Below are 17,379 nucleotides of genomic sequence, written 5' to 3'. Positions count from 1 at the left end.
AAGACGTCATGGCGTGCCGCCAGCCGGAAAGGCCGGCGCACGAGAGTGAGGTATGGACGCGGATGCCGCCGCGGACCTGGGCCGGCGGCGGCCCCGGCTGCGTGCCAGCAGGCTGCCATGGCGCCCCACCAGCAACGACACGCCGTACAGCAAGCCTGCGACCAGCACGATGGCGGGCGAGGCCGGCACGGCACGATGGAACGACAGCAGCAGGCCCATTCCGCTGGAGACGATGGCCACCGCCACGGCCCAGCCCATCTGGGCCGCGATGCTGCGCACCCACAGGCGGGCGGTCGCCGCCGGCAGGATCAGGAAAGCGACGGCCATCAGCGTTCCCAAGGCATGGAAGCCGCCCACCAGGCTCAGCACCAACAGCAGCAGGAAGAGCCCGTGCGCCAGGCCGCCGTGCCAGCCCTGCGACTGCAAGAACTGCGGGTCGACGCAACCCGCCAACAACGGCCGGTAGATCAGTGCCAGCCCGACCAGGCTGACCGTGGCGATGCCGGCAACCAGCAGCAGGGTCGGATCGTCCAGCGCCAGCGCCGAGCCGAAGAGCACGCCCAGCAGGTCTGCATTCGAGCCGCGCAGCGACATCAGCAGCACGCCCAGAGCCAGCGAGACCAGGTAGAAACTGGCAAAACTGGCATCCTCCGGGATATCGGTGTAACGCGAGACCAGTCCGGCAAGCATGGCGACCGCCAGGCCTGCGCCCAGCCCGCCGAACGTCATGGCAGGCAGCGACAGGCCGAACAGCAGGTAGCCGAGCGCGACGCCGGGCAGCAGGGCGTGGGCCATGGCGTCGCCCACCAGGCTCATGCGCCGCCATTGCAGGATCACGCCCAGCGGACCCGCGCTCAGCGCCAGGGCCAGACTGCCGGCGAGCGCGCGCCGCATGAAACCGAAATCGGCGAATGGCGCCATGGCCAGGGCGAGCAGACCGTCCCAGGGGGTGTTCATCATGCAGACCTCCGGCGAGCGCTGTCGATCGACCGCACCAGGTCGCTGCCATGTGGAGCCGCCACGGTGGCCTGCAGCAGTTCGCGTGTCGCACCCCAGCGGATCCGGCCGTGTGCGGCATGTTCCAGCGACAGCGTCTGCGGAAAACAGCGCAGGACCTGCTGCAGGTCGTGCAGCACGGCGACCACCGTCTTGCCGGCGGCATGCCACTGGCTGACGAGGCAGAGGATGTCCTCGCTGGTCTGCGCATCGACCGCTGCCAGCGGCTCGTCGAGCAGCACCACGGGGGCATCCTGCAGCAGCAGTCGTGCAAAACGCATGCGCTGGAACTGCCCGCCCGAGAGCTCGCCGATCCAGCAGGCCGCCTTGCCGCCGAGCCCGACGGCATCGAGCGCTTCATGGGCCTCGCGAGCCGGCGCACCCGACAGCGAGCGCCACCAGCCGGTGCGCTGCCAGGCGCCCAGGGCCACGAAATCGAACACCGTCATCGGAAACGCGCGTTCGGCTTCGGCCAGTTGCGGCAGATAAGCCGTGCGGCGGACCGGATACAGGCGGGTGAGGGTGCCTGCGCTGGGCTGGACCTGGCCGGCCAACGCGCGCAGCAGCGTTGTCTTGCCGCAGCCGTTGGGGCCGATGATGGCGGTGAGCGAGCCGGCCTCGAACGCACCCGTGATGCCGGCGATCACCTCGTCGCCGCCGCGGTAGCGCAGGCTCAGGTCCTGCAGGACCAGGGCTTGTGGCGGGCTCATGGCGTTGCGGTGGCCCACACGACCACCCCCCACAAGGCCAGGCACAGCGCTGCCGCCACGCCCAGCCGCGACAGGGTGGACCAGCGCAGCAGGCTGGCCGGGACGAGCGGCGTGTCTTGGCGCCGGGGGGTGCGCAGGGGTGCTCCGGCCATGCTCAGAACGTCACCCGTACGCCGGCTGCCACGCTGCGTCCGGCCAGCGGTGCGGCATCCTTGATGAAGGAGGTGTGCACCAAGGCCAGTTGGTTGGTCAGATTGGTGCCGCGCAGGTAGAGCTCGTAGCCGTAGCCCGCCTGGGTCACGCGGTAGCTGATGCCGGCATTGAGGATGTTGTAGCCCGAGGTCGGCGTCTCGTAGTCGGCCAGCCGGTTCTGGCGGAACACGCGGTAGAACTCCGCTTCGCCGCGCCAGCGGCCCCACTGCGCATCGACCCGGGTGCCCAGCCGGGCGGCGGGCATGCGGGGCAGGTCGCTGCCGCCGCGCAGGCCGCCACGGACCAGGTCGCCGAACACGCCCAGTCCCCAGTTGCGAGTCAGTTGCTGGCGGATCTGGCCTTCCAGTCCCTTGAACGCCGCGTCGTGCTGCGCGTACTGGATGAGCTGCGCGCCTTCATGCACGTCGAGCGTGCGGGCGTAGATGTAGCCATCGACCCGGTTGTAGAACGCGCCCACCGAGAAGGTCGTGTCGCCCGCGGTCTTGCGCAGTGTCAGGTCGACGTTGCGCGCGGTTTCGCGGTTCAGGCCGGCATCGCCGATCTCGTAGGTGTTCGAGGCCATGTGCGGGCCGTTGGCGTAGAGCTCTTCGGCCGTCGGCAGGCGCTGCGTGCGAGACAGGGCCAGGCCCAGGCTGTAGGCCGGCGCCAGGCGCCAGGTCGCGCCGGCCGAGACCGAGGTGCCGCCGTGGCGGGTGTCGGGCTGGTCGCCTTCGATCGACACACGCTGCCAGTCGCGGCGTACGCCGGCTTCGAAACGCCAGTCGGCCACGCGGTACTCCTCGATCACGAACAGACCGGCGCGGCGGGTGCGGCTGGGCAGCACGTAGGCTTCCTCGCCCACGGCGCTGAAGTCGCGGTGGCTGCCTTGCAGGCCGACCACGCCGCGCAGGCCGGCCAGCGGACGGTGCTCGAGTTCGAGCCGTGCGTCGTAGGCCTTGTTCGTGAACGTGGTGGCGACTTCGCCGTCCTCGATCTCGCGGTGTTCGTAATCGGTGTGGCTGGCGCGCAGGCGCAGGCGGCTGAAGCCGGGCAACGGATCGCGGTACTCGCCCCGCAGATCCCAGCGCTCGCTGCGCAGCCGCACCACGGGCACGGCCTCGTCGGCATGGTCGTGCTCTTCGTGGTCGTGGCCTTCTTCGTCGCCGTGATCATGCCCATGGTCGTCGTCGCAGTGGAAATGCGGCGTGCCCGACGCATGCACGTGGCATTCCTCGAGTGCATGGCTGTGGCCCGGCAGGCCATAGGTGCTGCGGATGCGGGTGTAGGCCACGCCCAGGTAGCCGCGATCGCCGATCCACGACAGTCCGAGCGAACCCGTGGCCGAACGGGCCTCGCTGCCCTCGACCCGGCTGCCGCCCGACCAGCCGCTGCCCACCCGGTATGCATCGGCATTGCGGGCCAGGCCTTCCGCATGGATGGCCACCTGGCCGGCCCCGCCCGTCAGCGAGAAACCGCCCTGGCTTTCGCGGGCACCGCTGGCCGCGCGCAAATCGATCTGTCCTTCGTAGCCGCGCTCGGGAATGGCGGTCGGGATCTTGTTGTCGATCACATTCACCACACCACCCAGGGCATCGCCGCCATACGCCAGGGCGGAAGGGCCCCGCAGCACTTCGATGCGCTGGGCCAGGGCGGGTTCGACCGTCACCGCGTGGTCATGGCTGACGGTCGAGGCATCCATCACCTCCGAGCCGTCCGAAAGGATGCGCACGCGCGGGCCTTCCAGGCCGCGGATCACCGGACGGCTCGCGCCTGCGCCGAAGTGCGTGGCATGGATGCCCGGCTGTCCGTCCAGCGTCGCACCCAGGCTGGCGGCCTGGCGTGTGAGCAGGCCCTCGCCGTCGAGCACCGTGACCGGCGTGGCCATGTCGTCGGCCGACGTGCCCAGCGCGCTGGCCGAGACCGTCACGGCCTGCAGCGTCGGCGATGTGGCGGGCGTCGCAGTCGCGGCCGGGGGCGTCGAGGACGACACCGCGGCAGCCGCACTCGACGGCGAATTCGCATCGGCTGTCTGGGCCTGGACATGCAGGAGCGGCCACAGCGCGGCCAGGGCCACGACCAGCTTACGGGGGGTGTATGGAGACATGGAGAGAGGAGAAAAGCAGTTGGAAAGCAGCGACGGCCGACGCGCGAAGCGAACGGCCGAACGCCATCGGCGCTCGTGCTTTTCCCTCGGTGTTGGCAGTCTTTTGCTAATGATAACGCAATATCTTCACAATTGAGAATGAAAAATCATATTGACCGTGGGTTCATGTCATTTCAGAAAGTGATGAAACCGGGGTTCGTGCACATGGCCGTCAATAACCAATAAGAAGGAATGGCAGATATAAGGGTTATCGATATCAGGGTTGTCGCTAATTGGTTTAATGCGCCACCGGTGGTCCGCCTCGCGTGCCGCCGCGTCGAATGACTATGATTTTTGAAGGGTTACATATGGTTGACAAACAAGGCCGTCCGGTTGGCGGATTGGGACGCTGGGCCTTCGCGGTCTATGCGTTGCTGATTGCGCTGGCAGGTGTGGCACTCGTGTTCCTGGGCGGCAAACTGATTGCCGTCGGCGGTACCGCCTTTTACGCAATCCTGGGCGTGGCCCTGGTGGTCGGCGGTGTGTTGATGGCGATGGGCCGCCGCACCGGCTTCTACATCTACCTGGTCTCGTTGGCGGTTACGCTGGCCTGGGCGCTGTGGGAAGTCGGCTTCGACGGCTGGGCGCTGATTCCCCGTCTGGCCTGGATCGTGGTGCTGAGCCTGGTGCTGGTCGCCTTCTGGCCGGTCGCCTCGCGTCTGCTGGCGCCCCTGAACAAGACGACCTATGTGGGCCTGACCGGTGTGCTTTCGCTGGCCGGCCTGCTGTCCATCGTGGTGCCGCTGTTTGTCAATCCCCATGTCGAGCTGGCCGACGCCAGCCTGGCATCGTCGCGTCCGTCCGAAGCGTACAGCCGCCTGACCGTGCCGTCGCCCGACAACAATGTCGCCGGCAACCACGACGCCAGCAACTGGACGTCGTATGGCGGTTCCAACCTGTCGAACAAGTTCTCGCCGTCGGCCCAGATCACGCCGGCCAACGTGAGCCAACTGCAGGAAGCCTGGCATTTCCACACCGGCGACAACAAGCCGGCCGATGCCAAGTTCGCCTACGCGTTCCAGAACACTCCCATCAAGGTGAAGGACACGCTGTACGTCTGCACGCCCAGCCAGATCGTGATCGCGCTGAACGCCGAGACCGGTACCGAAAAATGGCGCTTCGATCCCAAGACCGACCGCAAGGCCATGGCCAACATCGCCGCCAGCACCTGCCGCGGCGTGGCCTACTACGAGGCACCGCAGCCCGTGGCCCAATGCCAGTCGCGCATCATCTGGCCCATGGTCGATGGTCGCGTCGGTGCGCTCGATGCCGAAACCGGTGAGCTGTGCACGAGCTTCGGCAACCAGGGCTACGTGAACCTCAACGACGGCACCGGCAACACGCTGCCCGGTTTCGTGGCTCCCACGTCGCCCCCGCTGGTCATGCGCGGCGTCGCCATCATCGGTACCGGCCAGGTGCGCGACGGCACCGAACGCGATGCGCCTTCCGGCGTGGTCCGCGGTTACGACGCCGTCACCGGCGAGCAGCGCTGGGCATGGGATCTGGGCAATCCGGGCGTGACCACGCCGCCGGAACCCGGCAAGACCTACACCCGCAGCACCCCCAACGTCTGGTCCATCATCTCGGGCGACGACGAACTCGGCCTGGTCTATCTGCCCCTGGGCAACCCCGCCAGCGATTTCTACGGCGAAGACCGCACCAAGCTCGAGGACGAGTACACCGCCACCCTGGTCGCCGTGGACGCCGCGAACGGCCAGGAGCGCTGGCACTTCCGCACGGTCAACCACGACCTGTGGGACTTCGACCTGAGCGCACAGCCCAACCTGGTGGACTTCACCACCGCCCAGGGCAAGCGCCCCGCCGTGGTTCAGGCCACCAAGAGCGGCCAGATCTACGTGCTCGACCGCGCCACCGGCGAACCCCTGAGCCAGGTCGTCCAGACCCCGGTTCCGCAAGGCGTGGACACCGAAGACTGGACCGCCGCCACGCAGCCCCTGTCGGTCGACATGCCCAACACCGTGGGCAAGCCGGGCAAGAGCATCGAAGTGCTGGACGAGACCGATGCCTGGGGCATCACCCCGTTCGACCAACTGCTCTGCCGCATCCAGTTCAAGCAGCTGCGATACGAAGGCCCCTACACACCGCCCATGCTGACCGGCACGCTGTCGTTCGCCGGCAACCATGGCGGCATCAACTGGGGTGGCGTGTCCGTCGATCCGCAGCGCGGCATCATGGTCATGAACAGCAACCGCCTGCCTTACACCGAGCAGCTCTTCACGCGTGAACAGATGGACGCCTGGGGCGTGCAGTCGATCTTCCGCGGCCCGAGCAAGGTCAAGGGCTACATGCCCCAGGCCGGCTCCAAGTACGGCGCGCGCAAGGAACCCTGGATGTCCGTGCTCAACACGCCTTGCATCGCACCGCCGTGGGGTTACATGACCGGCGTCGACCTGCGCACCAAGGAAGTGATCTGGACCCGTCCGCTGGGCACCGGCTACGACACCGGCCCGCTGGGCATCCCCTCGCGCGTCAAGCTCGAGATGGGCACGCCCAACAACAGCGGCTCGCTGACCACCGCCGGCGGCGTGAGTTTCGTCGGCGCGGCGCTGGATCAGTTCATGCGCGGCTACAACACCGAAACCGGTGAACTGATCTGGGAAGTCCGCCTGCCCGCAGGCGCCCAGGCCAACCCCATGAGCTATGAAATCAACGGCCGCCAGTACATCGTGGCAGCCGTCGGTGGTCACCAGCGCATGGACACCAAGCTGGGCGACAGCGTCATCGCCTGGGCCCTGCCCAAGTAAGCACGTGCCGGAACGAGCCCGGCACCCGCCTGGCTCCCTCTAAAAAAAACGCCCCGGAAGGGGCGTTTCTGTTGGCGTGCGGAGGCGTGCGGGCAGGCCCGCGGGCCTGCTCGGATTCACTGCCGCGTGTTCTGGCGCTCGGTCATGAGGCCCTGCGCGATGGCACGTGGCACCTCCGCGTAGCGCTTGAACTCCATCGTGTAGGTGGCGCGGCCCTGCGACATCGAGCGCAGCGTGGTGGAGTAACCGAACATCTCGGACAACGGCACTTCGGCCCTGATGACCTTGCCGCCGCCGAGCATGTCGTCCATGCCTTGCACCATGCCGCGATGCGACGACAGGTCGCCCATCACGGTGCCGGCGTAGTCCTCGGGCGTTTCCACTTCGACCGCCATCATGGGTTCCAGGATGACGGGGTCGGCTTTCCTGGCCGCTTCCTTGAAACCGAAGATGGCGGCCATCTTGAACGCCTGCTCGGACGAATCCACGTCGTGGTAGGACCCGAAAGTCAGCGTCACCTTGACATCGACCACCGGGTAACCGGCCAGCACGCCATTGTTGAGCGCCTCGACCACCCCCTTCTCCACGGCGGGGATGTATTCGCGTGGCACCACGCCGCCCTTGGTGGCATCGGCGAACGCAAAGCCCTTGCCGGCTTCCTGCGGCTCCAGCGTGAACACGACGTGGCCGTACTGGCCCTTGCCGCCGGACTGGCGCACGAACTTGCCTTCGACGTCGGTGACGGTCTTGCGCACGGTTTCGCGATAGGCCACCTGCGGCTTGCCGACGTTGGCCTCGACACCGAACTCGCGTTTCATGCGATCGACGATGATCTCGAGGTGCAGCTCGCCCATGCCGCCGATGATGGTCTGCCCGGATTCCTCGTCCGTGTTGACGCGGAACGAGGGGTCTTCGGAGGCCAGGCGCGACAGGGCGATGCCCATCTTTTCCTGGTCGGCCTTGGTCTTGGGTTCGATGGCCTGGCGGATCACCGGCTCGGGGAAAGCCATGCGCTCCAGGGTGATGATGGCGGACGGGTCGCACAGCGTCTCGCCCGTGGTCACTTCCTTGAGGCCCACGCAGGCGGCGATGTCGCCCGCGTGCAGCTCGTCGATCTCCTGGCGCTCGTTGGCGTGCATCTGCACGATCCGGCCGATGCGTTCCTTTTTGCCCCGGACGGGGTTGTAGACGCTGTCGCCCTTGGACAGCACACCCGAATAGACACGGACAAAAGTCAGTTGCCCGACATAGGGGTCCGTCATCAGCTTGAACGCCAGCGCGGAGAACTTCTCGTTGTCGTCGGACTTGCGGGTGACCGGATTGCCGTCCTCGTCCTCGCCTTCGACCGGAGGCACGTCCACCGGCGACGGCATCAATTCGACGACGGCATCCAGCATGCGCTGCACGCCCTTGTTCTTGAAGGCCGAACCGCACAGCATGGGCTGGATCTCGCCCGCGATGGTGCGCAGCCGCAGGCCAAGGGTGATCTGCGCCTCGCTCAGGTCGCCGGATTCGAGGTACTGGTTCATCAGCTCGTCGTTGGCTTCGGCGGCAGCCTCGACCATCTTCTCGCGCCATTCCTTCGCGGATGCGAGCAGATCGGCGGGAATGTCCTCGAACGTGAATTTCATGCCTTGGGAGGCTTCGTCCCACAGAATCGCCTTCATGAGGCGCAGATCGACCACGCCCTTGAAGCCGTCCTCGGCACCGATCGGAATCACGATCGGCACAGGATTGGCCTTGAGGCGATCCACCATCATCTGGCGCACACGGAAGAAGTTGGCACCGACGCGGTCCATCTTGTTGACGAATGCCAGTCGCGGCACGCGGTACTTGTTGGCCTGACGCCAGACGGTCTCGGACTGGGGTTGCACGCCGCCGACCGCGTCGTACACCATGACTGCGCCGTCGAGCACGCGCATCGACCGCTCGACTTCGATGGTGAAGTCGACGTGGCCGGGGGTGTCGATGATGTTGATGCGGTGCTCGGGGAAGGAGCCGTCCATGCCTTTCCAGAAGCAGGTCGTGGCCGCGGACGTGATGGTGATGCCGCGTTCTTGCTCCTGGGCCATCCAGTCCATGGTGGCCGCGCCGTCATGGACTTCGCCGATCTTGTGGCTCACGCCGGTGTAGAACAGGATACGCTCGGTCGTGGTGGTCTTGCCGGCGTCGATGTGCGCCGAAATGCCGATGTTCCGATAGCGTGCGATGGGAGTGTGGCGGGCCATGATGATGTCCTTGGAGTCGTCATACCTTGTCGGGCAAGGCGGCTTGGCTCCTGTGTTGCCGGTGGTTAAAGATTTAATTGTACGCCTACAGTCGTACAATTGGCAAGGCGTCCTCCTTGTCCGTCGACTCAAGCACGATCCGCCTCGAAGACCCATCGATGGGGCACCTCGAGGGCATCGCGCACCGGGCAGGTCGCAGCGGCGCCGACGCGCCATCCCGGTTCATCCTCCATCCGATCGCGTTTAATTGTACGTGTATACGTGTACAATCATGAACCCAAAGGGCACACGGTTTGCCGGTGCCATGACCCTTGCCGCCGACGCAGTGGCGATGACCGCTTACGCCGACACGGCTGGGCTCGATGCGGCCGGACTGTGGTGTGCAACGACAGAAATTTTCATGATTCCGAATCATCCCGACCGCGAACAGATTCGCCTGGAAAACGTACTCACCGCGCTGGGCCATCCGCTTCGGCTTGCCGTGGTGCGGGCATTGGCTTCAGGGGGTGAGCGTGCGTGCGGTTCGCTGCTGCAAGGCCAATCCAAATCCACCATGACCCACCATTGGCGCGTGCTGCGCGACAGCGGCGTGATCTGGCAACGGCCTTACGGACGCGAGAACCTGCTGTCGCTGCGCCGCGAGGATCTGGACGACCGTTTTCCGGACCTGCTCGATTCGCTGCTCGGCGCCCTGGAAAACGATCCGATCACTGACGAGACCACGGCACAGCATCTGCTCGAACCCGTGAAGTAAGCTGCACGGCAGGGTTGCCGTTGCCGCAACGCCTGGCAGGCGTGCCGCCAGACTTGGCCTAGTCAGGTTTCATGCGGGCTGACCGCGAAAAGTTCGGGGTCCGCAAAATGTCTTCATCGATGACCTTTTTGCTGTATCGCGTCTTGGCTGAGTCCAGCGAAGGTCGGGGCGGGAGTCCTGATAAAAAAAACGCCCCGTGAGGGGCGTTTTTATTGGGTGAGGGGCTGAGAGTCATACCCCTCTGCTTGCTGGGCTTGCGTTCAGCGAGCGGGCAATTGCAGGGTTGCCGGCGTGACGAACATGACGGGCTCGAACTTCGTGAAGTCGGACTGGCCGGCAAAAGGTACGCCGGTCAGGATCACGATGTAGCGCACTGTCTGTTGCGCACCTGCGGCCACTTCGGGCTGCCATTTGAAAACCTTCATGCCAGCCTTGGCGTCGTCGGCGTTGAAGCCGTTCGACGAGAACAATTGCGTGATCTCGTCCGCGCTGAGGAGTTCGGATACGCCATCGGAGGTGATCGTGGCACTGCCGTTCGGAAGCACGATCAGCCGGTTGCGGATGGTGATCAACGAATCCGAGCAGAACGCCACGTTCAGGGCCAAGCCACCCAGGGAGGATTGGTTGATTGCGACCTGGCGCAGTTCAGCCAGGTTGGTCGGCGTGAGGTAGGTCGCTTCCTTGTTTTGCAGGAAGGCGATCGGCAGATCGGCCGCCGTCGGGCAGAGCATGACGACTTCGCCACGGCTGCGGGTGGCGCACGAGTCGATCTTGTAGTCGCCCGTGCCGCCGCTCACAGAGCACGTATTGCTGCTGTTGATGGGCGTGAGCGTGTAGTTCTGCTCGACGCCATCGATCACGACCGATGCCTTGCCATCGCGTGTTTCGATATCGACCAGACGGTCGAAGCCCTGGCCGGGCGAATTGGGCAGATAAGCCGAGTACGACACCACCGTGGCATTGCCGTTGCCACCGCCGGTGTTGCCACCCGTATCGCCGCCACCGGTGTTGCCGCCACCCGTATTGCCGCCGGTATTGCCACCTCCGGTGTTGCTGCTTCCACCTCCGGTCGCCGGTGTTTCGTCACCACCGCCACCACCTCCGCAGGCCGCGAGTGCGACAGCCAGCGCCACCACCGACAGACCCTTGTATAAGGCCTTCATATTGTTTTTCATGTGCCCTCTTTACGTTGTAGCTACATTTTGTGCAACGACTGTGAACGTGCGGGATTGCAGTCTCGCGCCGCCGCAACGCGTTTATATCCGAGGCCAAAGGCCCCATTAGGCTTCGATGTAAAGAAATGTAGGACCTGTGATCTTTACGCATCAGAAACGCAGTGAGCGTTCAAAACGGTCGTCGCGCCACACATGGCCAAAGCGAATACGAAGGTTTTAATCATCCCAAAACAAGAGGCAAAAGGGGTCGACGAATCCATTGGCTCGTCGACCCCTTTTGATCATTGGCACGGCTTTGGCGCGCTTACGTTACACGCGCTCAACGCGCCGGCAACCGCAGCTTCGCCGGCGTGACATACATGAGGGGCGGGAACATCGGCAGATTGGGGTCGTTGGTCGTGGGCGTGCCGGTGAACAGGACGAGGTAGCGCACCGTCTGCAGCGATCCCGTGCCGTCTTCTGGAAACCACTTGTAGATCTTCATGCCCGCCTTGACCAACTCGCCGGTGAAACCGACGAACGACGTCAATTCGCCCATCCTGAGTGCCGTCAGCGTGTTGACGGCCCCTTCGACGGTCATCGTTGCACTGCCGTCCGGAAGGACGATCATGTGGTTCCGGGTCGAGACCGGCGAGTCGGAGCAGGCGGCCATGTGCATGGCCAGACCTTCCGAGGCGTGCGGGGCCATCGCGACCTGTTGCAGTTCAGCCAGGCTTGCCGGTTTCAGATGGGTTGCACGCGTGCGCTGCAGTATCACCGTGGGTATGTCGGCAACTGTCGGGCAAAGCATGACGATGTCGCCATGGCTGAGGGTGTCGCACGCATTGAGACTGTACGAGCCAGTGCCGCCCCTGACCGTGCACGCGTCGTTGCCGTGCAGCGTATTGAGCGTGTAGTGTTGCTCGCGGCCCCCGATCACGATAGAGACCTTGCCGGCGATGGCGTCGACATCGACGACATGGTCGAAATCCTGGCCTCGTTCGTTGGGGACGTAAGCCGAATAGGGCACCACCAGCGACTTGCCGTTGCCACCGCCGATGTCGTTGTTGATGTTGCTGTTGCTGTTGTTATTGCTGTTGCTGCTGGTGTTGCTGCTTCCAGGCGAACCCTCGTCGTCGTCACCTCCGCCGCACCCCGCCAGCCCCACGGCGAGTGCCAGGATCGACAGACCCTTGAACAAGGCCCTCATTGGATTTTTCATGTGCTCTCCCGACGTTGTCGATGCATCTCGTGCAACGGCTGCCGACCTGCGGGATTGCCGTCTTGCACCGCTGCAACACTTTTATAGTCGAGCCCCGAGCGTGATTTTTATGCCTGTAAAAAGATGGATATCCGTGAGTTTTGAACGTCTGAAACACAACAGGAATTGAATGACCGCCATCGATCGAAAGCCACGATCCATGAGGGCCGACTTTTTCGAGCCCGCCAAATGAAACGGCCCGGCGCACAAGGCACGCCGGGCCGCGAAGGCAGGCGCATCGTCCTGCCGTTGTTCAATCCGTCGACGGTCTATCTGCTCAGATCAGCTTGTCCGTCGGCTTGGCGATCTTGCGGAGCGCCTGCACGCCCGAGGTCGAGCCCGCAGTCGACAAGGGGTTGTGGTCGGTGCTCGACCAATCCGGGTTCTCGATGCTGTCGAAAGCCTCGCGCAGCTTGTCGCCCCAGCTGTCGTGCAGCATGCGGAAATACTTGTTCTGCTCGTCGATGCACACCACCTGGTCGCTCTGCAGGTGATCGGCTTCGTAGATGGCCAGGTCCAGCGGCAGGCCGACCGAGAGGTTGGACTTCAGGGTCGAATCCATCGACACCAGCGCGCACTTGGTCGCCTCGTCGAGCGGCGTGCAAGGCGTGAGCACACGGTCGAGCACGGGTTTGCCGTACTTGGATTCGCCGATCTGGAAGTAGGGCGTCTCGGCCGTCGCCTCGATGAAGTTGCCGGCCGAATACACCTGGAACAGCCGCATCTTCTCGCCCTTGATCTGCCCGCCCAGCACGAACGAGGCCGTGAAATCCACCCCCGAACGCTTGAGCGAAGCTGCGTCGCGGTCGTACACACGGCGCACGGTGGCGCCCAGCACACGGGCCGCATCGAACATGCTGGTCGCGTTCCAGATCGTGATCGGCGGTGCGTCTTCGTCGAGATGGTTGCGGACCTGTTCGACCTGCAGCAGCTCGCGTACCGATTGCGAGATCGACAGATTGCCGGCCGACAGCAGGACCATAAAACGGTCGCCCGGCTTTTCGTACACGATCATCTTGCGGAACGTGCTGATCTGGTCGAGGCCGGCGTTGGTGCGCGAGTCGGAAAGAAACACCAGACCGGCATTGAGCTTGATGGCGACGCAGTATGTCATGTTGGCTTTGGGGAGAAACGGCAGGAAACCGGGCCGTCGACGGCCCGGGCGGTCAGGAGGATTGTGCTACGGCTTTGAGGCTGTAGAGCGCATCCAGGGCTTCTCGCGGCGTCAATGCGTCGGGATCGATCCGGGCCAGCGCGGCTTCGACCGCACTCGGCGCGGCCGCTTCGGCGGCAGGCGGCGGCGCAAACAGATCGACCTGGGCCTGCGCCTGGTTCTGCTGCTGCTCGAGCGAACCCAGCGTGTGGCGTGCATGGTGGATGACGCTCGCCGGCATGCCCGCCAGCTTGGCCACCTGGATCCCGTAGCTCTGGCTCGCCGGCCCGGGCTGGATTTCGTGCAGGAACACGATGTCGCCTGCAGCCTTTCCTCCGCCCTGTACCGCGCTCACATGCACGTTCAGCGCCGCGTGGTGGCGGGCCGGAAACTCGGTCAGTTCGAAGTAATGCGTGGCGAACAGCGTGAAGGCCTGTGTCCGGTCATGCAGATAGGCCGCAATGCCGGCTGCCAGAGACAGCCCGTCGAAGGTCGAGGTGCCCCGTCCGATCTCGTCCATCAGCACCAGCGAATGGGGGCCTGCGGCATGCAGGATCTGCGCCGCTTCGGTCATCTCCAGCATGAATGTCGACTGCGCGTTGGCCAGGTCGTCCGCCGCGCCGATGCGGGTGTGAATGGCATCGATCGGGCCCAGCCGGCACGATCGTGCCGGCACGTAGCTGCCGATGCAGGCCAGCAGGGTGATCAGCGCCACCTGGCGCATGTAGGTCGACTTACCGCCCATGTTGGGGCCGGTGATGACCTGCATGCGCTGCTTGCCGGCCAGCGCCGTGTCGTTGGCGATGAAGGCGCCGCCCGAGGTCTCGGCCAGGCGGGACTCGACCACCGGATGGCGGCCGCCCCGGATGTCGATGCAGGGCTCCTTCACGAACTCGGGCTCGGCCCAGCCCAGCGTGAGCGAACGTTCGGCCAGGGTCGCCAGGGTGTCGAGTGCGGCCAGTGCCTGCGCGCAGCGGCTCAATGCCGGCACAAAGGGCTGGAGCTGATCGAGCAGGGCTTCGTACAGCATCTTTTCTCGCGACAGCGCACGCTCTTGTGCCGACAGCGCCTTGTCCTCGAAGGTCTTGAGCTCGGGCGTGATGTAGCGCTCGGCGTTCTTCAGCGTCTGGCGGCGGCGGTAGTCGTCGGGCACCTTGCTGGCCTGGCCCTGCGTGACTTCGATGTAAAAACCGTGCACCTTGTTGAACTGAACCCGCAGGTTGCCGATCCCCGTGCGTGCGCGTTCGCGTGTCTCGAGATCGAGCAGAAAGGCGTCGCAGTTGTCGCGGATGCCGCGCAGTTCGTCGAGCTCGGCGTCATGCCCGAGCGCGATCACGCCGCCGTCGCGCACCAGGGCCGCGGGCTCCTCGAGCAGCGCGCGCTGCAGCAGAGCGATGCATTCCGGCGGCGCTTGCAGGGCCTGCGACAAATCGTCGAGATACGGCGCGAGCCCATGGGCGATCGCCGAGATCGCACCCGTCTTCTGCAGCGTCTGGCGCAGGGCGACCAGTTCGCGCGGGCGCACCTGGCGCAAGGCGATACGCGCGGAAATCCGTTCGACGTCGCTGCTGTTCTTGAGTTGGGCGCGCAGGCTGGTCCAGGGCGCCACGGCTCCGTCGCCGCGCAACGCGCCGATCGCCGACAGCCGGGCCCGCGCCGCCGTGCGGTCGCGCTCCGGCTCGAGCAGCCAACGCCGCAGCAGGCGGCTGCCCATGCTCGTGCTGCAGGTGTCGAGCAGCGAGAACAGCGTCGGCGAGTCTTCGCCGCGCAAGGTCTGCACCAGCTCGAGATTGCGGCGTGTGGTCTGAGGCAGATCGATGAACGCGCTGCCGCGCTGCACCCGCACCGCATTGACGTGCGTCAGCGCCCGGCCCTGGGTGTGCTCGGCATACGCCAGCAGACCGGCCGCCGCGGCATGCGCGCAGGGCAGGGCATCGGCGCTCCAGGCCTGCAGGCTGGCCGCCTGCAACTGCTCCTTGAGCTTGCGTTCGCCCAGGTCGGATTCAAACTGCCAGGCCGGACGTGGCGTCAGCGAAAACCCACCCTGGTTGGCACGTGCCGCCTTCAGCCGGGCTTCGAATGCATCGGTGACGTCGGCGCCATACAGCACCTCGGACGGCGCCACGCGTGCCACCCAGCCTTCCAGCTCTTCGGCCGTGCACTGGGCCAATTGCAGCTCGGATTGCGTCAGCGCCAGCCATGCCAGCCCCACCTGGTTGCGCGGGCCCTGGCACACCGCCAGCAGCGTGCTTTCGGATTTGTCGCTCAGCAGCTCGGTGTCGGTCAGCGTACCGGGCGTCACCACCCGAACCACCTTGCGTTCTACCGGCCCCTTGCTGGTAGCCGGATCGCCGATCTGCTCGCAGATCGCCACCGACTCGCCCATCTTGATCAGGCGCGCCAGATATCCTTCGAGCGAGTGAAAGGGCACACCCGCCATCACCACCGGCTCGCCGGCCGACTGGCCCCGCTTGGTCAGCGTGATATCCAGCAGCCGCGCCGCCTTCTCGGCATCCGCCCAGAACACCTCGTAGAAGTCGCCCATGCGGTAGAACAGCAGCGTCTCGGGGAAGCCGCTTTTCAGGCGTAGATATTGGGCCATCATCGGCGTATGGCCGGCGTAATCGGGTTCTGCAAGTTGTTGCGCTTGCTTGCTATCGGTCATCAATTGATTGATTAATTAAGTTCTTGATTTCGCTGGCGAAAATTCATTGGGGCCCGGTGCGCTGCTCCCATCTTCGCTCGCGCGCCGACACTCTGCACGCGAGTCGCAGTGCGAGATTTGCACGGCGTGCCGAGGAAGAGCAGGGGGCTGGGCCGGGCCAACACCTTATCGTAACTGCGCAGCGCGGGGGTGGGTCCCGGTGTTGTGCATGAAAAGTCAGGGATCTGCAGACTTTCGAGTGTCGAAAGTGAAGCCTCGGCGATCGACGTGCCGTCAAAGACTGCAAGTCACCGTCATCGGTTCAGTTCTGCCTCGGCAAGCGGATGGCTCGGGAGATCGGAGCAGGCGTTGGCGGGGGCGATCATGGCCAATGCGGTGCTGAGCACCATCGACAAGCTGGAAGCATGACGTTTTGCAATGTTGGTGCAAGATTCAAGGCAGTCAATTGGGTTGCTGTAGATTGAAGTCAGAGATCGAGGATTCTCCAGGGTATGTCAAAGCCTTCAATTTCCGTCCCTTCATGCTCTGCCCGCCACCGCATTTCGGTCAACATGAATCGCCTGCGCACAGCGCGTGGCCTGAGCCAAGAGAAGCTGGGAGAACTTGCCGATTTCCATCGAACGTACGTGTCCCAGTTGGAGCGCTGCGTCACCAACATCTCGGTTGACGGACTGGAGCGTCTGGCTGCTGCACTGGGTGTCGATGTGGTGGAACTGCTGCAGCCGTTGATGGATGGAGACGCGAGTGAAGGTGCTCATGTATTGACCCAGCAGAATCTGCACAGGTCGGGCCGCTAACGCATAGGCTTCAGCGGGAGTCATCATCGCCAGCGCCTGGTGTGGCCGGCGAGTGTTGTAGAAACCAATCCAGTCGCCGATCACCCGGCTCGCGTGCTGGAGGCTTTCGAATCGGTACCGATGCGTGCACTGCTCCTTCAGTGTTCGGATCACCCGCTTGACCATTCCGTTTTGCTGAGGGCAATGGGGCGAGATGAATTCCTGCTGCAGGCCATAACTCTTAACCAACGTTGTGTAGTTCCGGCTGCAGAACACCAATCCATTGTCAGACCTCAGAAGGAACGGCTGCGGCACACGCCCGAGCGTGCCGAACCGGGCAATCAAGGCCTGCTCCAACGCGCTCGATGCCGTTGTCACCTTGCCGCTGCGCGACAGGTGCCAGCCCATTAACTCCCGGGTATGGCAGTCGATCACCAGCGCCAACGCGGCCCAGCCGTCGCGACCGGCCCAGATTCGACAAAGATCGGTCGACCATCGCTCGTTGGGCGCTGTGGCCACTGAGGGTAGAGCCTGGATCCGCGGTCGCATGCCAATAGCCCGTTTGCGAACCTGCCAGCCCTT

Annotated in this window: 12 protein-coding genes and 1 pseudogene; 3 read left to right on the top strand and 10 right to left on the bottom strand. The window is 64.8% G+C overall.

The features are described 5' to 3' along the window. Positions 1-6: 6 nt before the first annotated feature. From EC845_RS02885 to EC845_RS22735, 4 genes are read right to left on the bottom strand one after another with little or no spacing between them, the layout of a single operon-like run. Entirely contained in the window at positions 7-960 is a 954-nt protein-coding gene (locus EC845_RS02885; RefSeq protein ID WP_233597914.1) for a metal ABC transporter permease, read from the bottom strand. Then, entirely contained in the window at positions 957-1,706 is a 750-nt protein-coding gene (locus EC845_RS02880) for a metal ABC transporter ATP-binding protein (RefSeq protein ID WP_123295702.1), read from the bottom strand. Before EC845_RS02880 ends, EC845_RS02885 begins: the two co-directional genes overlap by 4 nt. Further along, positions 1,703-1,858 carry a hypothetical protein gene (locus tag EC845_RS22255; RefSeq protein ID WP_158615592.1) on the bottom strand — a complete coding sequence of 52 codons (156 nt, stop codon included), beginning with the start codon at positions 1,856-1,858 and terminating at the stop codon, positions 1,703-1,705. Before EC845_RS22255 ends, EC845_RS02880 begins: the two co-directional genes overlap by 4 nt. Before the next feature lie 2 nt (positions 1,859-1,860). Next, complete coding sequence (locus tag EC845_RS22735; RefSeq protein ID WP_123295701.1) at positions 1,861-4,002, bottom strand: TonB-dependent receptor domain-containing protein; 2,142 nt, start codon at positions 4,000-4,002, stop codon at positions 1,861-1,863. 347 nt (positions 4,003-4,349) lie between these two features. On the opposite strand from EC845_RS22735, the gene EC845_RS02870 reads away from it, so the two are divergent. Then, positions 4,350-6,806, top strand: a complete 2,457-nt coding sequence (locus EC845_RS02870) for a membrane-bound PQQ-dependent dehydrogenase, glucose/quinate/shikimate family (RefSeq protein WP_123295700.1) — start codon at positions 4,350-4,352, stop codon at positions 6,804-6,806. A gap of 116 nt (positions 6,807-6,922) precedes the next feature. Here the strand turns inward: EC845_RS02870 and fusA are convergent, their stop codons facing one another. Continuing rightward, positions 6,923-9,034, bottom strand: coding sequence for an elongation factor G (gene fusA, locus EC845_RS02865; protein ID WP_123295699.1), 2,112 nt, complete (start codon positions 9,032-9,034; stop codon positions 6,923-6,925). Positions 9,035-9,434: 400 nt separating this feature from the next. Here fusA and EC845_RS02860 point away from each other — a divergent pair, with 400 nt between their 5' ends. Then, positions 9,435-9,788, top strand: a complete 354-nt coding sequence (locus tag EC845_RS02860; protein ID WP_123296324.1) for a helix-turn-helix domain-containing protein — start codon at positions 9,435-9,437, stop codon at positions 9,786-9,788. A gap of 260 nt (positions 9,789-10,048) precedes the next feature. Here the strand turns inward: EC845_RS02860 and EC845_RS22450 are convergent, their stop codons facing one another. From EC845_RS22450 to mutS, 4 genes are all read right to left on the bottom strand, one after another. After that, entirely contained in the window at positions 10,049-10,951 is a 903-nt protein-coding gene (locus EC845_RS22450) for a hypothetical protein (RefSeq protein ID WP_199739708.1), read from the bottom strand. A 331-nt stretch (positions 10,952-11,282) separates the two neighbouring features. After that, positions 11,283-12,164, bottom strand: a complete 882-nt coding sequence (locus EC845_RS02850) for a hypothetical protein (RefSeq protein ID WP_148077229.1) — start codon at positions 12,162-12,164, stop codon at positions 11,283-11,285. 316 nt (positions 12,165-12,480) lie between these two features. After that, positions 12,481-13,317 (bottom strand): proteasome-type protease, encoded by an 837-nt coding sequence (locus EC845_RS02845; protein ID WP_123295697.1) that lies wholly within the window; start codon positions 13,315-13,317, stop codon positions 12,481-12,483. 52 nt (positions 13,318-13,369) lie between these two features. Then, positions 13,370-16,021, bottom strand: a complete 2,652-nt coding sequence (mutS, locus tag EC845_RS02840; RefSeq protein WP_233597912.1) for a DNA mismatch repair protein MutS — start codon at positions 16,019-16,021, stop codon at positions 13,370-13,372. Between the two features lie 491 nt (positions 16,022-16,512). Between mutS and EC845_RS02835 the strand changes: the two genes are divergently transcribed. After that, positions 16,513-16,818, top strand: coding sequence for a helix-turn-helix domain-containing protein (locus tag EC845_RS02835; RefSeq protein WP_123296322.1), 306 nt, complete (start codon positions 16,513-16,515; stop codon positions 16,816-16,818). 21 nt (positions 16,819-16,839) lie between these two features. Here EC845_RS02835 and EC845_RS02830 read toward each other — a convergent pair. Next, positions 16,840-17,346: pseudogene (locus tag EC845_RS02830) on the bottom strand (transposase); the annotation flags it as partial. Positions 17,347-17,379 lie beyond the last annotated feature (33 nt).

The sequence above is a fragment of the Comamonas sp. BIGb0124 genome, from assembly GCF_003752175.1.
Classification (GTDB): Bacteria; Pseudomonadota; Gammaproteobacteria; order Burkholderiales; family Burkholderiaceae_C; genus Comamonas_F.
Note: the sequence above shows the minus strand (reverse complement) of the source record. Positions and strands in the feature narration are given on the sequence as shown.